General features: G+C 40.9%; 17 protein-coding genes and 1 pseudogene. 8 read left to right on the top strand and 10 right to left on the bottom strand.

The window, feature by feature from the left end:
* Positions 1–8: 8 nt before the first annotated feature.
* The 5 genes from AACX33_RS23540 to AACX33_RS23560 all read right to left on the bottom strand — a co-directional run bounded on the left by AACX33_RS23540 (position 9) and on the right by AACX33_RS23560 (position 7,696).
* On the bottom strand, positions 9–1,199 hold the full coding sequence (locus tag AACX33_RS23540) for an RNA-guided endonuclease InsQ/TnpB family protein (RefSeq protein WP_193997888.1): 1,191 nt from the start codon (positions 1,197–1,199) through the stop codon (positions 9–11).
* Positions 1,200–1,662: 463 nt separating this feature from the next.
* The gene (locus AACX33_RS23545) at positions 1,663–2,841 is read right to left on the bottom strand and encodes a TRC40/GET3/ArsA family transport-energizing ATPase (RefSeq protein WP_193997887.1); all 1,179 of its coding nucleotides are present in this window, start codon (positions 2,839–2,841) and stop codon (positions 1,663–1,665) included.
* 148 nt (positions 2,842–2,989) lie between these two features.
* Positions 2,990–6,409 carry a PAS domain S-box protein gene (locus AACX33_RS23550; RefSeq protein WP_227788814.1) on the bottom strand — a complete coding sequence of 1,140 codons (3,420 nt, stop codon included), beginning with the start codon at positions 6,407–6,409 and terminating at the stop codon, positions 2,990–2,992.
* Between the two features lie 245 nt (positions 6,410–6,654).
* Positions 6,655–7,038, bottom strand: coding sequence for a DUF2358 domain-containing protein (locus tag AACX33_RS23555; RefSeq protein WP_193997886.1), 384 nt, complete (start codon positions 7,036–7,038; stop codon positions 6,655–6,657).
* 79 nt (positions 7,039–7,117) lie between these two features.
* Complete coding sequence (locus AACX33_RS23560) at positions 7,118–7,696, bottom strand: hypothetical protein (protein WP_193997885.1); 579 nt, start codon at positions 7,694–7,696, stop codon at positions 7,118–7,120.
* Positions 7,697–8,116: 420 nt separating this feature from the next.
* On the opposite strand from AACX33_RS23560, the gene AACX33_RS23565 reads away from it, so the two are divergent.
* Positions 8,117–8,371: a hypothetical protein gene (locus AACX33_RS23565; RefSeq protein WP_193998042.1), complete on the top strand. Its 255-nt coding sequence runs from the start codon at positions 8,117–8,119 to the stop codon at positions 8,369–8,371.
* 300 nt (positions 8,372–8,671) lie between these two features.
* A complete protein-coding gene (gene dprA / locus AACX33_RS23570; protein ID WP_193997884.1) occupies positions 8,672–9,790 on the top strand; it encodes a DNA-processing protein DprA in 1,119 nt (372 codons plus the stop codon).
* 22 nt (positions 9,791–9,812) lie between these two features.
* Here dprA and AACX33_RS23575 read toward each other — a convergent pair whose 3' ends face one another.
* From AACX33_RS23575 to AACX33_RS23585, 3 genes are all read right to left on the bottom strand, one after another.
* Positions 9,813–11,267 carry a serine hydrolase gene (locus tag AACX33_RS23575; protein ID WP_227788815.1) on the bottom strand — a complete coding sequence of 485 codons (1,455 nt, stop codon included), beginning with the start codon at positions 11,265–11,267 and terminating at the stop codon, positions 9,813–9,815.
* A gap of 165 nt (positions 11,268–11,432) precedes the next feature.
* Entirely contained in the window at positions 11,433–12,170 is a 738-nt protein-coding gene (locus AACX33_RS23580; RefSeq protein WP_193997882.1) for an RNA methyltransferase, read from the bottom strand.
* Positions 12,152–12,286, bottom strand: a complete 135-nt coding sequence (locus tag AACX33_RS23585) for a hypothetical protein (RefSeq protein ID WP_265338625.1) — start codon at positions 12,284–12,286, stop codon at positions 12,152–12,154. The genes AACX33_RS23580 and AACX33_RS23585 overlap by 19 nt, the downstream gene beginning before the upstream one ends.
* Before the next feature lie 86 nt (positions 12,287–12,372).
* Here AACX33_RS23585 and AACX33_RS23590 point away from each other — a divergent pair, with 86 nt between their 5' ends.
* The 5 genes from AACX33_RS23590 (at position 12,373) to AACX33_RS23610 (ending at position 17,021) form a co-directional block, all read left to right on the top strand.
* A complete protein-coding gene (locus AACX33_RS23590) occupies positions 12,373–12,699 on the top strand; it encodes a DUF6464 family protein (RefSeq protein WP_193997881.1) in 327 nt (108 codons plus the stop codon).
* 512 nt (positions 12,700–13,211) lie between these two features.
* Positions 13,212–14,102 (top strand): phosphate/phosphite/phosphonate ABC transporter substrate-binding protein, encoded by an 891-nt coding sequence (locus tag AACX33_RS23595; protein ID WP_193997880.1) that lies wholly within the window; start codon positions 13,212–13,214, stop codon positions 14,100–14,102.
* Positions 14,103–14,121: 19 nt separating this feature from the next.
* Positions 14,122–15,981 carry a sensor histidine kinase gene (locus AACX33_RS23600; RefSeq protein WP_193997879.1) on the top strand — a complete coding sequence of 620 codons (1,860 nt, stop codon included), beginning with the start codon at positions 14,122–14,124 and terminating at the stop codon, positions 15,979–15,981.
* Between the two features lie 35 nt (positions 15,982–16,016).
* Positions 16,017–16,487, top strand: a complete 471-nt coding sequence (locus AACX33_RS23605; protein ID WP_193997878.1) for an NADAR family protein — start codon at positions 16,017–16,019, stop codon at positions 16,485–16,487.
* A gap of 231 nt (positions 16,488–16,718) precedes the next feature.
* Positions 16,719–17,021 (top strand): hypothetical protein, encoded by a 303-nt coding sequence (locus AACX33_RS23610; protein WP_193997877.1) that lies wholly within the window; start codon positions 16,719–16,721, stop codon positions 17,019–17,021.
* 134 nt (positions 17,022–17,155) lie between these two features.
* Here AACX33_RS23610 and AACX33_RS23615 read toward each other — a convergent pair.
* Positions 17,156–17,380: pseudogene (locus AACX33_RS23615) on the bottom strand (SAM-dependent methyltransferase); the annotation flags it as partial.
* 89 nt (positions 17,381–17,469) lie between these two features.
* Here AACX33_RS23615 and AACX33_RS23620 point away from each other — a divergent pair.
* Positions 17,470–18,528 carry a tetratricopeptide repeat protein gene (locus AACX33_RS23620; RefSeq protein WP_193997876.1) on the top strand — a complete coding sequence of 353 codons (1,059 nt, stop codon included), beginning with the start codon at positions 17,470–17,472 and terminating at the stop codon, positions 18,526–18,528.
* A 48-nt stretch (positions 18,529–18,576) separates the two neighbouring features.
* Here AACX33_RS23620 and AACX33_RS23625 read toward each other — a convergent pair whose 3' ends face one another.
* Entirely contained in the window at positions 18,577–19,209 is a 633-nt protein-coding gene (locus tag AACX33_RS23625) for a Uma2 family endonuclease (RefSeq protein WP_193997875.1), read from the bottom strand.
* Between the last annotated feature and the right edge of the window lie 30 nt (positions 19,210–19,239).

Consider the following 19,239-nt stretch of genomic DNA (forward strand, 5'->3'; position numbering starts at 1 on the left):
TCTTGGATCTAAGACATAACTTGCTCATGCAGGTTTTCACCAACAAGAGTAGAGGTTTCATCTCCCCAAGCGTTGCTTGCGTCTAGCGCAAAGGTTCCGGTATGCCCTACCGTACCCAACCCTCGACTAAGGATGATCCTAGCTGCGTTTTCATCCCTATCCATCACACAGCCACATTTACAAACGTGTGTCCTAGTGGATAGTGTTTTCTTCACAACTTCACCGCAGCTAGAGCATTCCTGGCTACTGTATTGCGGATTAACCGCCACCGTGACCCGTTTAAATACCTTGCCAAAATATTCAATCCAGACACGGAACTGATACCAAGATGCGTCATTAATAGACTTAGCAAGACAATGGTTTTTCACCAGATTTTTAATCCTCAAATCTTCATAGGCTATCAAGTCGTGAGACTGAACTACGCACCGTGCTAACTTCACAGCATGGTCTTTACGTTGCCTACTTATTTTGAGGTGGCGTTTTCCTAAAACAAGTCTTGCCTTGCCTCTGTTCTTTGAACCTTTTACCTTTCTGGAAACACGACGTTGTGAGCGCTTGAGAACTTTTTCACCAACACGAAGAAACTTAGGGTTTTCAACCATCGTGCCATCAGAGTCAGTGTAGTATTCTTTCAGCCCAACGTCTAACCCAACCGTATTACCCGTAGGTTCTATGTTCTGGGAACGGTTTACATCAATGCAAAACTGAACATACACACCATCTGCACGTCTGACCAATCTTACCCGTTTAATTTGGTTGATCTGGTAAAAGTGCAAATTACGAGTACCTTTGAGTTTTAAGCGCCCAATGCCTTTCTTGTCGGTGAAAGTTATTGATTTACGGTCATCGGCAATCCGCCATCCTGAAGTTTTGTACTCAACCGAGCGGCACTCCTTCTGGAATTGAGGATATCCTTTTAACCCTGGAATACCCTTTTTGCAGTTGTCATAAAACCGAGAGATAGAAGACCAAGCTCTTTCCGCAGAAGCTTGACGAGCCATTGAGTTGAGTTCATTAGCAAAGGGAAAGTTCGCCGCCAGTACAGCACAATATTTCTGCAAGTCGTTTTTACCCATGCCTTTAACATCCATCCATAGCCGAATACAGCTATTACGAATGAACTTGGCAGTACGAATTGCTTCATCTACCGCAATGAATTGTGCTGGCTTTCCATAAGCTTTGAACTCAAAAACAAGCATCTTTCTACCTCCTGTCTTATACTACCACGTTTGGTATAAGATTAATTAAAATACCATAAAAAGCCGTCGTATAACGACGGGGCTTTAAACCCATTTCTTCGGTAAGTAGGTGGGCGTAAATAAACTTAACTGGCGGGTGTCGTCATTTGTCTTTTGTCATTGGTAAAGGTTTTATGGGTGTTTACGATTCGTAATATAGTTTGGTTTTTCCGAGTCCCAACTAATTAACTACGGGCAAAATATTGCTTAAATAATTTATTTTTTAATAAAAATTTACATGGCAAAATCAAAAATCAGCCATTGCTAAAAATCAAGTATTTTTTTGATCAAGCTTTCCCTAAATTATAACTCAAATCTTAGCATAATTAGAGATATTCCAGGTCAAAAGTAGAGTTTCTCAGCTAATTCAGTCTCTACTTTTGACCATTTATCTGTGAGTTAAGCTATCCGCAAAATTCAACTTTTACATTGTCGTAAAGGAAATTTTCAGATAGTCTTCTTCCATCTTGGCTCCACCTGGTTGTAGTGCTGCCAAAGCTTGTGGCAATACTAAATTACGGCGATGATTACCAATAGTAATATTTAATTCATCTCCATTTTTACTCAGTTGAATTTGGTTTTTGGGAATCCCAGGCAAGTAGATTTCCAAACTATATTGGTTCTGCACTTGCACAACTCTCATAGTTGTTTCTTTGTAATATATTTGAGTTGGATCTTCATCTTTGTAGAGAGTTTCTTTCAGACGTTCCAAGGCAGCTAAACCACACATTTCTTCAGAAAAAAGTGGCACTTCTTTTACAGGTAGAGGCAGAAAGTTGTCATGTATTTCCTGGCGATATTGCTCCTGGCTTTCCTTCCAACGTTGGAAAAATGGGTCTTGGACTTCCTGGGGAATGATCCGATTAGCAATCACTAAGTCTGTGGCTACATTATATAAACTTAGATAAGCATGGGCGCGCAGAGATTCTTTCAGCACCATTTTTTCGGGATTAGTGACCAGACGCACTGAGGTTTGAGTATTATCAGTTAATACTTTTTCCAGAGCTTCAATTTGCTCATAAAACTCATAAGGTGCATCCATCACTTCTTTATCTGGGAGAGAAAAACCGACAATTGGTTTAAAGAAAGGTTCCACCAACGGTCGAAGCGCCACTGAGATATTTTGAAATGGCTTGTAAAAACGGCGCATATACCAGCCACCAACTTCAGGTAAACTCAGCAGGCGTAATGCTGTGCCGGTAGGGGCTGAGTCGATAATCAAAACATCAAATTCGCCTTCGTCGTAGTGGCGTTTCATCCTGACTAAGCCAAAAATCTCATCCATACCTGGTAAGATGGCTAATTCTTCGGCTTGCACCCCTTCTAGGCCTCTGGCTTGTAACACTTGGGTGATATAACGCTTCACCGCACCCCAATTTCCCTCTAGTTCTTGCAGCGCATCGAGTTCTGCACCCCACAAATTCGGGCGAATTTCTCGCGGTGCGTGTCCCATTTCTAAGTCAAAACTGTCTGCCAAAGAGTGAGCTGGGTCTGTACTCAAAACCAGTGTGCGGTAGCCTAGTTCTGCACAACGCAGACCAGTAGCGGCAGCAACGGAGGTTTTGCCTACGCCGCCTTTGCCTGTCATCAAAATTACACGCATGGATGATTACGTCCTATCTCAGCATTATTTACATTTATTTACATTATCAACTGTTTAAAGAAAATAAATACTGTTCGCGCAAGACATGGAAAAAGAGGCAGGGGGCAGGGGGCAGGGGGGATAATTCCACCTGAATAGTTCATTTTGTTTATTTTGTAATTAATAATGCAATTGCCCTGACTAACTCTTCGGGTTCGATGGGTTTGGAAATATGCTTGTGAAATCCGGCTTGGAGTGCTTGTTGTTGGTTAATTTCACCCGCATAAGCAGAAAGTGCGATCGCCGGAATAGTTCCTCCCTCTGGGGGTGAGTATTTTCTAATTTGCCGAATCAGAGAATAGCCATCCATTTCTGGCATCCCGATGTCAGACAACAGCAAGTCAGGGATAGATTGATTTAAGAGGGTCAATGCCTGTAATGCTGAAGCGGCTGTACTCACTTGTGCGCCAGCTTGTACCAGGATGAATTCTACTAACTCACGCATATCTGGGTCATCATCCACAACCAATATCTGAATACCTGTGAGGTCGATTAAAGTTTCTAAATGACTATGATCAGAAGATAGCTGCTGTTCAGCAAGGTTTAACGGCAACCTGACTATGAATGTTGTTCCTAAATTCTGCCCCGGACTATCTGCGTGAACGGTTCCTCCATGCAGTTCCGTTAAATTGCGGACAATTGCCAGCCCCAATCCTAATCCCCCGAATTTTCTGGTGGTTGCGCCATCTTCTTGGCGGAAGTATTCAAACACATAAGGTAAAAACTCTGGAGTGATACCTTTACCAGTGTCTTTGACTTGGATTTGAGCATACATCCCCACCTGCTCTAGTTGCACTTCTACTCGCCCTCCCGATGGTGTGAACTTGACGGCGTTAGAGAACAGATTCCAGAAAACCTGTTGTAAGCGGTTGCTATCGCCGGAAACGTTTCCAGAAGTCAGGTTGAATTGGGTGTGGATGTGAATATTTTTGACTTCTGCTGCTAGTTGGACTGTTTCTAAGGCGGCTTTAATGGTTGTAGCTAAATTAACTGGCGCGACGTTTAAGGTGATTTTGCCTTGGAGGATGCGTGAAACATCTAACAAGTCTTCAATTAATTGCGCTTGCAACTTGGCATTGCGTTCGATAGTTTCTAAGGCTTGTGTGGTTTTGGCGGCATCTAAACGCTTTGTTCGCAGGATTTTTGTCCAACCCAGAATGGGATTGAGAGGCGATCGCAATTCGTGGGAAAGTACTGCCAAAAACTCATCTTTGATGCGGTTCGCTTGTTCCGCCTCGGCTCTAGCTTGGCTTTCTGCTTCATACAATTGCGATCGGGCAATCGCTTGAGCGCATTGACGACATAATGCCAATATAAATTCGCGGTCGTCCTGACTTAGGTGCTTTAATTCTCGAAAATTCAGCGATATTCCGCCCACAGACCGTCCCTCAGTCACGAGAGGCAGCGATACCCATGATTGGAAATCGTATTGATCGTAAACTTCAGCTAAGTGAGGATAACTAGCAATTCTCTCTGCTGAGGTTTCTAACCATATAGGTGCTTCAGTTCTAATGGCTTCTGCTAAGGGGGTAGCGGAATTAATGGAAAATTTGTGCCAGGATTCCAGTAAATCGGGATTGTAACCGACGGCTTTGATTATTTCTAATTCTTGTCTATCTTTGCTCACCAAAACTACCATTGCCGAAGTCGCTGCCAAAACTGTCATACTTTGTTCGACAATTACCTCTGCAACTTGCAAGGGTGTGAGAGATTCGCAAAGGGCTGCTGTGACGGTTTGCAACCTAGCAGTGAGGTCTGCGGCTTTTTCGGCGGCTTGCCTTGCTAGCTGTGCTTCATGATAAAGATAAGCATTATCAATGGCGTTTGCAGCTCTACGAGCTAAATCTTCAGCCAAAGTCAAATCAGTCATGCTGTAGTGGCGATGAGACTCGGCAAAGATAAAGGAAATGCTGCCAAAAACTCGTTCCCGTGCTTTTAACGGCACAATAATGCACGATTTTAAGCTCAGTTCGCGTAAGAGTTGCAAGTATTGAGGATCTTGAATGGTCGCTACTAACTGCTCATCCGTAATTTCTACTACAATTTGACTTTGCCCAGTTTTCATCACCTGAGAAATGCCATAGCCATCATCCAAATAATTGGGATAGAGTTGGATCACTTCCCATCCTAATCCCACCTTTTCCGCATCAGCATGAGCAACAGCAACACGGCTAATGGCGAGATCATCATTGAGCAAATCAACACAACACCAGTCGGCAAAGTAGGGTACAACTAAATTAGCAACGCTTTGAAGAGTTTGTTGATAATCTAACGAAGATGCCAGCACAGCACTGATTTCTGCTAAAAAAGACGATTGTTGGTGTGCCACTTCTACGACTGCAAGAGCTACTTGCTCCCGCGCCAGTTGCACTCGTTTTGCCTCAGCTTGTTTGCGTTCGGTAATGTCGATTAATGTTCCTGAAGTCCCCAGGATTGTACCATCGTCGTCTAAGTTCAAGTGGGCAAATACCTCAATCCAACGAAACCCTCCAGTTTTCGTCAGGTAACGAATTTCATGATGGCAATCATCTTTTTCTCTTTGCATTAAAGATTGAAAGAGTTCTAAATTATGCTGCCGATCATCGGGATATACGTAGTTTAAAAAATGAGTACAGATACTTTCATCAACTGAAAATCCAGTAATTTCCGTCCAAGCCGGGTTGAGAAATGTCCATACCCCTACGGCATCGATTTGGAAGATGACTTCTTTAACATGATCCACTACTGAGCGGTAACGTTGCTCAGTTTTGCGGAGCGCTTCCTCAGCTTGCTTGCGTTCGGTGATATCGTGCATGACTACCACTGCACCCTGTTTTTCACCATGCCAATCGACAATTGCTTGACCTTTGGCGCTGAGGATGCGTGTGACTCCTTGCTTGGGCATAATGATCATTTCGACATTATCAACCTGCTGCCCTTGTAATGCCTGAAACAAGGGAATGTCGGCTGTTTCCATGAGCGTTTTGCCATCCGGCAGATACAAATCATAATGTTCTGCCCATTCTTCTGGAAAAAGCGGTTTTTCAGACAATCCATGCAATGATTGCGCTGTTTTGTTAAATAACTGTAATCTTCCCTCCGCATCGCAGGCGACAATGCCGGCTTGAACGTTATCCAGCAGGACTGTGAGAAAATCTTGTTTTTGACGCAGTGTTATTTCTAATTCTTTTCGTTCTGTAATATCGAGAAAATATGTTAATAGACTATTTCCACTCGGACAAAGCCGCACCTTCAACCATCGATTTAACGCCGGATAGAACTCCTCAAATTCAACGCATATTTTTTCGACAATTACTTGATGACACTGTTGATAAAACTGAGTTGTCGCCTCTACGGGAAATACATCCCACAACAGTTTGCTGCATAAATCGTCTGTGTTTTTATTTAAAAGCTGTGTTGCTTGATGATTCGCAGAAGTAACACGCCACGCTGTGTCAATCTCCATAAATGCTTCAGCCATATTTTCCAAAATGGCTGTTAGCCTTTCTTCTACAGATTTATCACCTACAGGGAATACTTCTGAAGCCACTTCAGAAAACTCTTTTTGTAAATTAGATAGTTCTGGGGGATCGCTGTTCAGATAAACCTCCTTAATTTACAGGCTGTTTTGCCACAATATTCTGAAGTGTTTTGTTTAACTTGGACAAACTTCGTACCATTCTGTGAATCATATCATTTTGACAAAATCTCTGCCTAAAGGCGATCGCCTCAGCATCTCTCTAGAGAGGGGATTCTAACTTCACAGCCGAATGTAAAATTAAGTATTTTTTTATACTAATGAATAGGGTAAAAATGCTGTTTAATTACGTCTAGGCGTGAACAGTGCCAATAATCGATGTGGGAAATAATTAAACCAGCAGAGTTTAACCCTAATTCACTCCACCCGGAGATAGAAATGCGGGGTTTCCAAGGGATGGGTGTATTCCAGCTAAGTGTCCACTCTGTTTTGATGGTGTCTCCTAAATTTTGAAGATCATGTACGTCCATCTGGGGATTGATAAACCATGTCTGGATGAATTTTATCATCTGCTGATAGCGTTTAACACCCCGAAATTTAGTTAATGGGTCTTGAAAATAAACGTTTTCGGCGTAAATGCTGTATGTTTGATTTTCCGGAAATCTTTGATAGTCTTGTTTGAGGATTTCAATAATATCCATAAGTTGGCTGGCATGAGGTATGTTGACAAGTTGTCATATAGTTTGGTTTATTCGGTGCTTATCTACTTAAATTGAAATTTTATTCAACTTTAATGTCGATTTCATTCCATAAGCGTTCTAATTGACGCTGCCAAGCTGTTAATACTTGTTCTCTGGTTTCTGCGGTTTGGTCAATTTCACCCAACAATCCTTCTGCATAAAAACGTTCTAGATTTTGCATGGTTGCTGCGAGAGATTGTCCTTGCTGTTTTGCTGTCTGGATAATTTGCCGGATGCGACTTTCAATCAGACGATTGAAGACATGATCTAACCCGGCTTCGGACAAAGATACCAGTCGGGCGATCGCACTGGCAAAGTCTGCGCTAACCAAAGTCTCGCTATTGTGTTGATACACTGCCCAAACTACACCATCAAACAAAGCATAACGGACTTCTTGCGTCTCATCAAAGTTGGCTTCTAAAAACTGTGCTAAAAACGGTTGGGCTTCTTGGATGGGGACAATAGGCAGGAGAATCCGTAACCAAGTATTATCTTCAGATAGCAGTACCAACAGCCGAAAACTAGAGGTGTCCACTTGCCACGATCCAGGGGCGATCGCGTTTACTTCTGTTGTATCAAATAATTTTGTGAGCGTACCTGCAATTTCTTCTGGTATCATTGTCTGTTTTGAGTTTCTAGGATCTAGGGTAACGCTTTGCGGTCTGTTGCCGGCGATGATTGCTTTAGAGACTTCTAATGAATAAAATCCCCAATTTTTAGTCGGGGTTAGGACGATACTCCGTAACCCACCAATATCCTAAATTCTTCTGTCTACTGGCTAAAATTGTCTAGATGCAGGTGAGCAGTCAATTATTTTTTGAGAGTTGCATATATGAAAGCAGGATTTTTTAGCAAAGAATAAATATTTTCTCACATTTAAATCAAGACAAAATACATGAAGATATGTCTATTTTAATTTTTTTCCGCCTTGATTTTTTTATATTTTATGACTAAAACTAGCAGTAACAGTTCAGCAAAAGATAGCTTAATTGTTTACCAAGTTAATCAACGCGCAACATATAATCGAGGAGCTAATGATATGGCAACTATCAATCTTTACGAACTAAACGCTACTGGTTCTGAATTGTTTCAAGATTCTGAAAGTTTTCTCAATGAATTCCAAGATGTAGATTTTATCTCTGGTGGAGACAGTTCTACAGCCTCTACAGATGCTAGCGTTGCCCCTGCTATTAGCGATCTCTCAACACTGAATAAGCTGGCTGAGGCATTTGTCGCCACCTATGCAATTGGTCATATTACCGTGCTAGCTAAGTCATTCAGTTATGAATACTAAGGGCTTCATGTAAACATAGTAATTTTCCATAATTGCTAAACAACTAGATTCCCGATTTCTTGAGAAGTCGGGAATTTGAACTGATTATATAATCAGGATTTGTTGAATTTAAATTAGCAAATAAGAGGGAATTGTCTGAGCAATAATCCTAAATTAAATATTTTCTAAACTCAAGAATCATTAACACCTAAATTACCGCAGAAGTAAATTATAACGAGAAACGACGATTAAATCAGTGCGCCTGGTGATCGACAAACCTAATTTGGGAATACTCAAATCAGTAGGTGTGAGGATAGCATAGTGGAAGAAGAAAGAGCATATTGGCTAGCTTGGACGCGAATTTCTGGGGTTGGCCCGGTGTTACTGCGACGACTACACCAGCATTTTGGCACGCTAGCCACTGCTTGGAATGCTACCAAAGCCCAGTTAGGAGAAGTTCCAGGTTTTGGGTTTCAGACATTAGGGAAAATAGATGAACAGCGATCGCGTCTGCATCCAAAACAATTACTGATCCAACACCAGCAAGAAAACCCCCATTTCTGGACACCAGGCGACGCAGATTATCCCCGGTTGTTGCTGGAAACGCCCAGCCCACCGCCAATGTTGTACTATCGCGGTGAAGTTGAACTACAAGAAAATTTGGGACAAAAACCCCTGGTGGGGATTGTCGGGACACGCAAACCTTCAGATTATGGTATTCGTTGGACGCGCCAGATTAGCACAGCTTTAGCTAAAAATGGCTTTACAGTTGTATCTGGGATGGCGGAGGGAATCGATACAGAAAGCCATCTAGCCACAATGAAAGCCGGGGGAAGAACAATCGCCGTGTTAGGGACTGGTGTCGATGTGATTTACCCACCCAAAAACCGGGATTTGTACAAACAGATTTTGAGTCAAGGCTTAGTCGTGAGTGAATATCCCAGCAAAACCCCACCCGATCGCACACACTTTCCTCGCCGTAATCGGATCATTGCCGGTTTAAGCCGTGCGATTTTGGTCATGGAAGCGCCTGTGAAGTCTGGGGCGTTAATTACGGCTACTTATGCGAATGAATTTGGCAGAGATGTTTATGCATTACCTGGAAGAATAGATGATTATCCATCTCAAGGGTGTTTAAAATTACTCAATCAAGGTGCTTCTTTCGTTCTCAGGGAATTAGACGAACTGCTAAAAATGCTGGGAGCCATCCCTAAAATTGATTCAATTGACACATTGCCAATTCCAGAACAGTTAAAGTTGCCGGATTTATCACCAGAACTGCAACAAGTCATGGATGCGATCGCCTGTGATGTTTCGCCCTTTGATTATCTTGTGCAAAAAACCGGGATGAATACTGGCTCAGTTTCAAGTGCATTATTACAGTTAGAACTTATGGGTTTAGTTTCGCAACTTCCCGGAATGCGATATCAGAAGTGTTAAAAAACAAGTGATTTACCAAAACTTATCTAGAGGGGAAACTTTGTGGAGTCGAGAATGGGACTGGAGTCACATTCGGCGGCATAGTGTTACCTATATTGGGAGGTGTGGGGGTATTGATCATGGGATTGGGTGCAATACTCTGGCTAAATTGTTTGTAAGCAGCGCTAGAAATCGAGCTAATCAGTTTTTCGGCTCCAGGGTCATTATTGGGGCGTTGTACCATGACAACAGCGATGTAGCGCTTGCCAGTAGGGATATCAATTAAACCCACATCACCCAGCATGGTGGCAATGTCACCCGTTTTATGGTGAATTCTTGCACCTGCGCCTAAACCAGAAGGTAACAGATGATTTCGCTCTGTGCGGCGCATAATATCCAGAATTAGATCGCGCGATCGCATACTGACTAAATTACCCTGATTGACCATAGCCAGCAAACTTCCCAATTCTCTGGGGCTAGTGGTATTTGTTCCGGCTAAATCTGGCAGAGGATTACGAATTGCTGTAGCTGACAATCCCCAGCTTTGGAAACGTTGATTCAGCGCCTCCATACCTCCTAGTCTGGCAATCACCATATTGGTAGCTGTGTTATCGCTGCTTGTACTCATGAGAGTTGCAAGTTCCAAGGCGCTGTACTGGGTTCCCACTTTTTGGTATTGCAGATTGCCCGAACCACCAGCCACCATCTCTTTTCCCATCGTCAGCATTTCATCCAGGCGGACTTTACCGGCATCCACATCTTGGAAAAAGGCGATTAGAATCGGCACTTTGATTGTACTAGCCGCAGAGAAACTGGCGGAGCTATTCACATCTACGTAGCCACCAGTCTCTAAATCCACAAAGAAAACGCCAGGTGTCAGAATCGGGTTTGCCGTTGCCAAAGTTTGGACGGCATCTTTCAAGGGGGTAATTTCTTGGGATAAGTATAAACCACCAGCCGGATTGGGGGTAAGTTGTGGCTGATTAGTCCCCAGATTCCCAGATGATGCTGCCGAATTACTGGGCATACGAGTAGCAGGGTCTAAGACTGATAAAATCGTACCCACAATGGCACCAATACCGACTCCCACAATCAACAATCTTAGAGCGTATAACATGGTTCTAGCCATTGGCTTTAACCGCGTTTTGCGCGATGCGCGTCTGCCCATTTTGGGCATTGCTGGCTTCTGTACCCGCACGGTCTTGTACTTGACTGTGTTGGGATAAAAGGGTGCTGTCGTCCCCACATACCCAATGGGTTTCACCGCTGCTGGCATCACTAGCCCTGGTTTTGACTTCCTGACCACAGTAGCACTAGGAGGCGGCAGCATATTATGGTTCAGCCGTGTTAAAGCTACTTCTTTTTTGGCAGGACGTTGCTGCGGATTGGGTACTTTAACTTTTTTCTTGCCCACTTTTTCGCCTTCATGCTGACGCGGGCGGCGGTTTGTGGGTTGTCGCCGCGAGAAATTTCTGCGTTTGTCACTTGACTCAGACACTGTTACTCCTTGTGACCCACTCGAATGTTTTCCAGCAGACTCCCGACCCACAACTCACTTCTGAAGCAGCTGGATGCGGAAATCACTCAGTAGCCTTTTTGTGTTTAGCTTAGGCCATATTAACTATTTTTGGGGGAATTAATTCCAGAGATTTTCCCGGATGAATCACAAGTTTTCCTGATTACTCTGATTTTTAAGCGCCCATTCTATTTGTCGTAAAATCCCTCGCAGCATAGCTACTTCCTTTGTTTGGAGGTGAGCGCGATTATACAATTGTCGGAATTTGGCCATGCGTGTCAGGGCTGTATGGGGATATAAATAACCAATATCTAGTAGTAAAGATTCTAATTGTTGGTAGTAGGTTTCGACAATATCCAAAGATGCTAGTTCAGTTTGGCTGGGGGGTGGTGTGGTCGGTGCTGTATATTGTGCCAGTTCATAGCAGCAGATAGCCACGGCTGAAGCTAAATTCAGGGATGAATAATTTTCACTTGTGGGTATGCGAACAAATCGCTGGGCATAATTTAATTCTTCGTTACTTAAACCCCGGTCTTCCCTGCCAAAAATCAGTGCGGCTGGTGACTCTGGTGACTCTAGTAGCCAAGGTAGGGCTATGCGGGGATTTTCTAAGGGTGTTTCCCAATCACGCACACGAGCTGTGGTGGCGATCGCTCGGACACATCCGTGCAATGCTTCTGGTAATGTGGTCACCAATACCGCAGATTCTAAAATCTCCTTGGCATGAACTGCCATTTTTAAAGCTTCTTCCCCAACAGGATCGCATTGGGGATTGACTAATACTAAATTATGTAAACCAAAATTTTTCATCACCCTAGCGATTGACCCTACATTAATCGGGCCAGCTGGTTCCACCAACACAATTCTTAACCCAGCCAAACCCATTTTTTCCCTCCCTCTATAGCTAGCGCTGACTTGTAAGTTACCATCTGTGAATAGTTGATGCGGATGGAAGTAGCATCAGGACATATCCCCAAAGTTACCAGATGCCATACTGGCATGGCAATCTGCCCAGAATTTTTCCTGTGGGAAAATGGTGTGTAACATCAGGAAAGAGTATTCAGCGCATAAAAGAGGTAAAGATCAGGTGTTGAAAACACTTTTAGTGATTACCGTGGGTTTGTTACCGTCCTTGATTTCCCTGTGGGTCATCCGTAAAACCCATTCGCGGACACGCCTCCGGATGAGACAAGCAGCTACGAATTTGTCAGGGAGACGCATCCGAGATCATATCAGACCTGTTGAAGGCGATCGCTATTATTTGGAAGGCGTGGGTTACCTCATTGGCGATATCAGTTGCAAATTTAATGCTCGGTCTGGCTATATGCGCTGTGCTGTTAACCCCAGTGGCCCCTGTCAGAATTGCCGTCACTATGAACCCAGAGAATTGGTGAAGCGTGATCAACCATTTTAAAGCAGTCTTGGCACTAGTAACGCTAGGCGATATACAACAGCACTTTGCAAGTTAATCAACTCCACATTTTAATATGATAAATTTTGTGGGGGAGGGCAAAGATGCCCGCCCTTATATATCTGGAGGCTTGTACCATTCAGGAACTATTGCTCATCTGCCAAGCAAGTGTATTTGAGAACTTGTCAAAATTAAATTATTCATTTTCTGCCTCTATAATAAATTAGCTGTATACAGTGCCAAATCATCCCATAAAAAAATTGTGGGTATTCTAATATTTTTAATTACCTTATTTGAGTTATTACTTAATAACCTTTTCTTAACCTTTGGCATTTGTTAAATAAAAGGATCAGTTGGTAAAAACAGCTAACAAATCAGAGTTTTCAGCGAAATTTATGGAAGATTAATTATATTTTTAAGTAATTTCACCGTAGTAGTTAGAAATAAAAAATATTATTGTAATATGACTTATAATAAAAACTGCCGAAGTGCAATTATGAAAATTCCTCATATTTATGAAAAGGCGTAAATTAGTTTTTAATTTTATCCTGTTCATTGGCGGTTGTACAACAGGAATTAGCCAGAACAATCATAACTCTAATAAATCCTTAATATATTCATCAGAAAAACTAAAATTTGCCGTAGCAGATGCTACTGGTATTGAAGATTTACAGCGGAATTATGGAGCTTTTCGCAGTACCTTAGAAGCAGTTTTGGGCATAGCTATTGAATTTTTTCCCGTGGAAAATCGCACAGCAGCAGCACCAGCATTGCAATCTGGTCAAGTAGATATTGTCTTAGCAGGGCCATCAGAATACGTAGTTTTAAGTTCTCGCGCTAAAGCTATACCGCTTCTTGCTATCCAACGCCTTAACTATTATCCCATTATTGTTGTCCGTGCCGATAGCAAAATTCAATCATTAGCTCAACTAAAAGGCAAAACAATTGCCATGCGAACAACTGGTTCGACTTCTGGACATTTGGCTCCGATAAAGATGCTGATAGATGCTGGATTAGATCCCAATACTGATGTCAAAATTCTCATGTTAGGTGATGAGGGAATAGAGGCTTTAAGAAAAGGCAAAGTAGATGCTTGGACAATTGCATCTGATAGATACAACACAGCCCTGAAGTCTGGAGGTTTGTCTGAGAAAGAATTTTCTGTAATCGCTAAAGGCGCACTGCTACCTAGTGATTTATTCGTCATTAATAACCAGTTTGCACCTAGCTTTATAGAAGATGTGCGATCGCGTATGCTGAAACATCAAGATAAACTACTGAAAAGTCTGCTGGTTGCGACAGTAAACCAACCTTATCAAGGCTCAAAACTGATCCCAATCAATGATGCTGAATACAACATAATTCGTGAAGTTTATCAAAAAATAGGACAGGGTAATTTTATCTAATTAAGTTCAACATAAATGAATGATTAAAGATTATCAAAATCTATTCAAACAAAAGTTAAGCTGGCTAACAAACTTAAGTAATCGTTGGAATATTGCCCAGAAAATTAGTTATGGCTACACTGTGGCAATTGGCATTTCTTTTATCGGGACAATAAGTGGTTTGCTACTTGCATACAACAACGAAATATATGCCCATAAACAATTAGATATTGCTTATCAACAGCAATCTCTGTTAAAAGATTTAGAAAATGCAGTCGCACGAATCAGACTACATCCACAACGTTTAGCTCCTGTTTTAGATAATTCAATTTGGTTTGAATTTGAAAAAAATCAATTTGAAAATCAACTAATTACAGTAAATAAACATTTAGAGGAAATTCAAATATTTATTAATACTTATTCCAATGATTTAGTCATAAGTCAAATAGAATTTGAGCAGCTTTTAGATGATTATAATTTTACGACAAGACTATATACTGAAACAGTAAAAGCTTTCTGGGAACAAGTCGAAAAAAATAACTTGTCTGAAGAAAAAGTCAAGCTTAATTATACAGAATTAATGATTTTACTTCAGGAAAAACAGCAAGTTAATATCAATCTAAGATTCGATCAACTTTCCGACGAATTAATTCTAGTTATCCGTCAGGCGAATAGTCAAAAACAAAAAGCACATACTCACTTTGAAAAAGCTCAACAACTGCGAATCACAGTTATTCTTGGTAGTATGCTGTTCTCCGGTGCGATCGCCGCAGCACTAGCAATATATAGCAGTAGGTTAATTGCTCGTCCTTTAGAATTAGTTACTAACGTTGCTAGAAGAATTACGCAAGAATCCAACTTTAAACTTAGAGCTAATATCAACAGTAATGATGAAGTTGGGACTTTAGCTACTTCCTTAAATCAATTAGTCGAGTGGGTAGGTGATTATACACAAGAATTAGAACTTGCACGTGACAATTTAGAGCAACGGGTAGAAGAACGCACTCAGGAATTGGAATTAGCACGCCAAAATTTAGAGCAACGGGTAGAAGAACGCACTCAGGAACTGCAAAAAATTCTCCAAGATTTGAAAGAAACCCAAGGACAATTAATCCAAACCGAAAAAATGTCTTCTCTGGGAGAAATGGTAGCAGGTATAGCTCATGAAGTAAATAATCCAGTTAATTTCATTAATGGTAATATCGAGTGTGCCAATGAGTATATTCAAGATTTATTAATTTTAATAGATTTATATCAGCAAGAGTACCCAGAACCAAGCTGGATTATTGCCGAAAAAATCGCACAAATAGATTTAAATTTTATCACTAAAGATTTATCCAGCCTACTTACTTCTATGAAAATGGGCGCTCAACGTATTCGGGAAATTGTCTTATCTTTACGTAATTTTTCCCGCCTCGATGAATCAGCTATAAAAAAAGTGAACATTCACGAAGGAATTGACAACACCCTATTAATTCTAAATCACAAAATTAACCAGGAAATAGCAGTAATTAAAAACTATGGAGTTTTACCTTTAATTGAATGTTATCCATCTCAACTAAATCAAGTATTTATGAATATCTTAAGTAACGCTATAGATGCGTTAATGGAACAAAAAGCTAACAGAGAAAAACAAATTACTATAGAAACTTCAAAATTAGATGCTGATTATATCAAAGTAGGAATTAAAGATAACGGTTTGGGAATTCCACCAGAAATTATCAATAAGTTATTTAATCCTTTTTTCACAACTAAACCAGTAGGTAAAGGCACTGGCTTAGGTTTAAGTATCTCTTATCAGATAATCGACAAACACAAAGGGAAAATAGAAGTAATCTCCGAGTTAGGACAGGGAACAGAATTTATCATTCTCTTACCAATTCAAACACAACTAAACTAGCGAAATATAGTTAACTAATATTTCTTTAAAAAATCATGACAATCTATTTTTACAGTGCGCGCGAACAATATGGCTGCTTCTCCAACTTTTCCCCCCACGGCTTTGAGTTGGATAATTTGTATTGGTCTACCAGTGAACACTATTTTCAAGCCCAAAAATTTATGGGGACATTCCATGTAGAACAAATACGCTTAGTCAAAACTCCTAAAGATGCTGCAAAAATGGGACGTGAAAGAAGCCGTCCTTTACGCCAAGACTGGGAAAAGGTTAAAGATGATGTGATGCGAAAAGCGGTACTGCGTAAATTTGAAACACATCAGGATATTAGGCAAATATTACTAGCCACAGATAATCAAGAAATCGTGGAAAACTCACCTATTGATTACTATTGGGGTTGTGGATCTGATGGTAGTGGTAAAAATATGTTGGGCATCATTTTAATGGAAGTGCGAGAGATACTGCGCTATAATAATGGCCTACAGGTTGAGAATATTAAGGTAAAATAAGATTATTGTTGTTAATGCTTGTTCTTGCAGATGTCTCCAACAATTATTGAGAGCAAAGCATTCTCAAAGTCTGAAACTAATCTTCATAGTCATCGAGTTCTGATAGTGCGTTACCTTGTAAGAGCATTTTGCTGCACTTAACTTTTCAAGGGATGCTCGTCTAGACATACGAAAAGCATATTCTCATAGAGTAGCTTGAAAGTAAAAATCCCTTATAGGAGTCAATAAATTATGTCTCTATCAAGAAAGTTAAAGCAATATTGTAAATGGTTCTGGGATGAATCTCTTGGCGGCGAATATGATACTTGGGGTACAAGTACCTATTTTATGGAAGTGGGCCATGATTTATGCGCTGTCAGACAAATAGAAGTTTACGAAAATGGCAACGTATTATTTTACGATGGTAGCCACTTTACAGATAATCATGGAATGTTATGTGATAAACCTTTAGGTGAAGCAGATATTCAAGAGTTTGGGATTACCAAAGCCGAATTTGAGCAGGTTTGGAGTAGCAAAACACCAATGAATAGATAAAACTTCGGAGTAGAACAGCAAGGTGCGTCAAGCAGCAGGTTAGGTAAAAACGCACCTAATTATTTCTTTTCGTTAGCAAGTCCAGGATCTTTCAATCGTCCAATGGCGATACCTACGGTAAGCTACGCTAACGCAGCTAAATTAATGGCCACAATTTGCCATTGAGGACACATTTGGCAGATTAACACCGGAATTCGACCAGTTCCAGTCCCAGCATCTAAGACTAAACTAGCTTGTTTTGGCCCCAAGGCGATCGCCTCTGACGCAAAAGCCGTATTTACTTCAGTGAAATCCATTGCATCATACTCAATGGCTTCTTCCCAGGTATCCATCACTTCTGGTTCTAGGATTCTTTGCATTAGACATCTCCCGATTATTTCACCGATGAAAGTCAAACTGTGGTTTTGGGAACACTAGATTTATCACAAGATTCAACAGGAATTGGTCGATGTGCAACGGTGAAGTTAACGACAGTATAAAAAATAGTTTGGAACAAATCAAGCCGAATACTATTACACATAAATTTGACCAGAGTACCTTGGGGGAAATGGTACTTCCACAGGAAAGAGATCACCAGTTATTGGAAGCATCCAATTTACTGGATCTAGGAGTTGAACAGCAACAAGCTGGTGAATTAATCGCAGCGTTAAAGTCATTACAACAAGCGCTACAGATGTTTCGGGCTGTTGGTAATATACAACAACAGAAACAAGTACTTTCTTTTTTAGCACTTGTAACCTATACATCAGGTGATTATCAAAGCACAATTTCTTATTCCCAGCAGTGTCTAGCTTTGGAACAGACTAGCCCAGATTTATTGAGCGAGATGCAAGCACTTTCTCTTTTGGGTAATGCTTACCGTCACCTGAAGGACTATAAACGAGCAATAAAGTATTTGCAACGGGGGTTAAAAATTACCCTTCAGATGTCAAATAAGCGGAGTCAGGTTGCAGCATTAAATAATTTGGGATTGGTTTATAAAGCTGCTGGTAAATTTGCTCAAGCGATTGAATATCAAAAACAAAGTTTAGCACTTGTTGAAGAACTCGACGACAATTGGGGTATGGAACAGGTACTTAACAATATAGGTAATACTTATTACGCGTTGGACAATTACCCGGAAGCGATCGCTTACTATGAAAGATGTGTGAGAATAGCCCGCCTATTCAGCCATATTCGCCATGCTTCCAATGTACTGAGGAACTTGGGTAAAGCTTGCTGTGCTACAGGCAATTATGGTAAAGCAATCCTCTATTATGAGGAGCGTTTACAATTAGCTAAAGACCTCAAAGATACACGTATTCAAGAACAATCTCTGAGAAATTTAGGAGTTACTTGTGAAGCATTGGGTGACTATAAGCAAGCAATTAAATATTACGAAGAACGTTTGCTTTTAGGGAGACAAATTAGAGATGCTCAAATTGAAAAGCAATCTTTGGCAAGTTTGAAGTTTACTTGTGAAGCCTTGGGTGATTACGCCAAAGTTATTGAATACGAGGAGGGATAATCTCATAATTTGTAATTTATATATATAAATGATTCCGAAAAATTGCAACTACTGTATCTTTTCCCTCACCCAAGCGCGAAAGGATTTTAATAAAGAAATTTCGCCGATGTTTTTACTCTGCTGAATAAATCGACTGATATCACTAACTGAAATTAGGGTAAAAGCCAGACTAAAGTTACACTCAATATATTCTCCTTCTACCAACTGGTAAAATTTTAAATCTTCCCCGTTATATCGCCACAATTCAGTCACACCCAGCGCTGCATAAATACCCAGTTTATTAACTGAACTACTGGTAATATCAATTTCAATGGCTAAATCAGGGGGAGGATCTATTTCTAAATTTAGTGTTTCCTGACCTCTAATAGCTGGCTCATTTTGAATATAATAGCAATTATCTGGCTCTATACCTCTATTTGCTAATCGCCGCTTCAGTGTTGTGGAACCAGCACTTTTAATTTCAATATCTAATTCTTCAGCTAAAGCAATAATAAAATTGCCAAAATTACTTTTAGCGTTTTCATGTTCAAAAAGTGGGGTCATGATTTCTAAAATACCGCAGTCATAAGCAAGCCGAGAACCTCTATCCTCACCTGTATCTCTCAGCAAGGCTTCAAATGTTTCCCAACTGATGTTATGTAAAACCGTTCTTTGTTCAGCAAGCGTTGACTGGACAAGCATATTACAATACCTATTCCATGACAATATTAG

Origin of the sequence: Nodularia sp. LEGE 04288 (assembly GCF_963896525.1) — a bacterium.
Taxonomy (GTDB): domain Bacteria; phylum Cyanobacteriota; class Cyanobacteriia; order Cyanobacteriales; family Nostocaceae; genus Nodularia.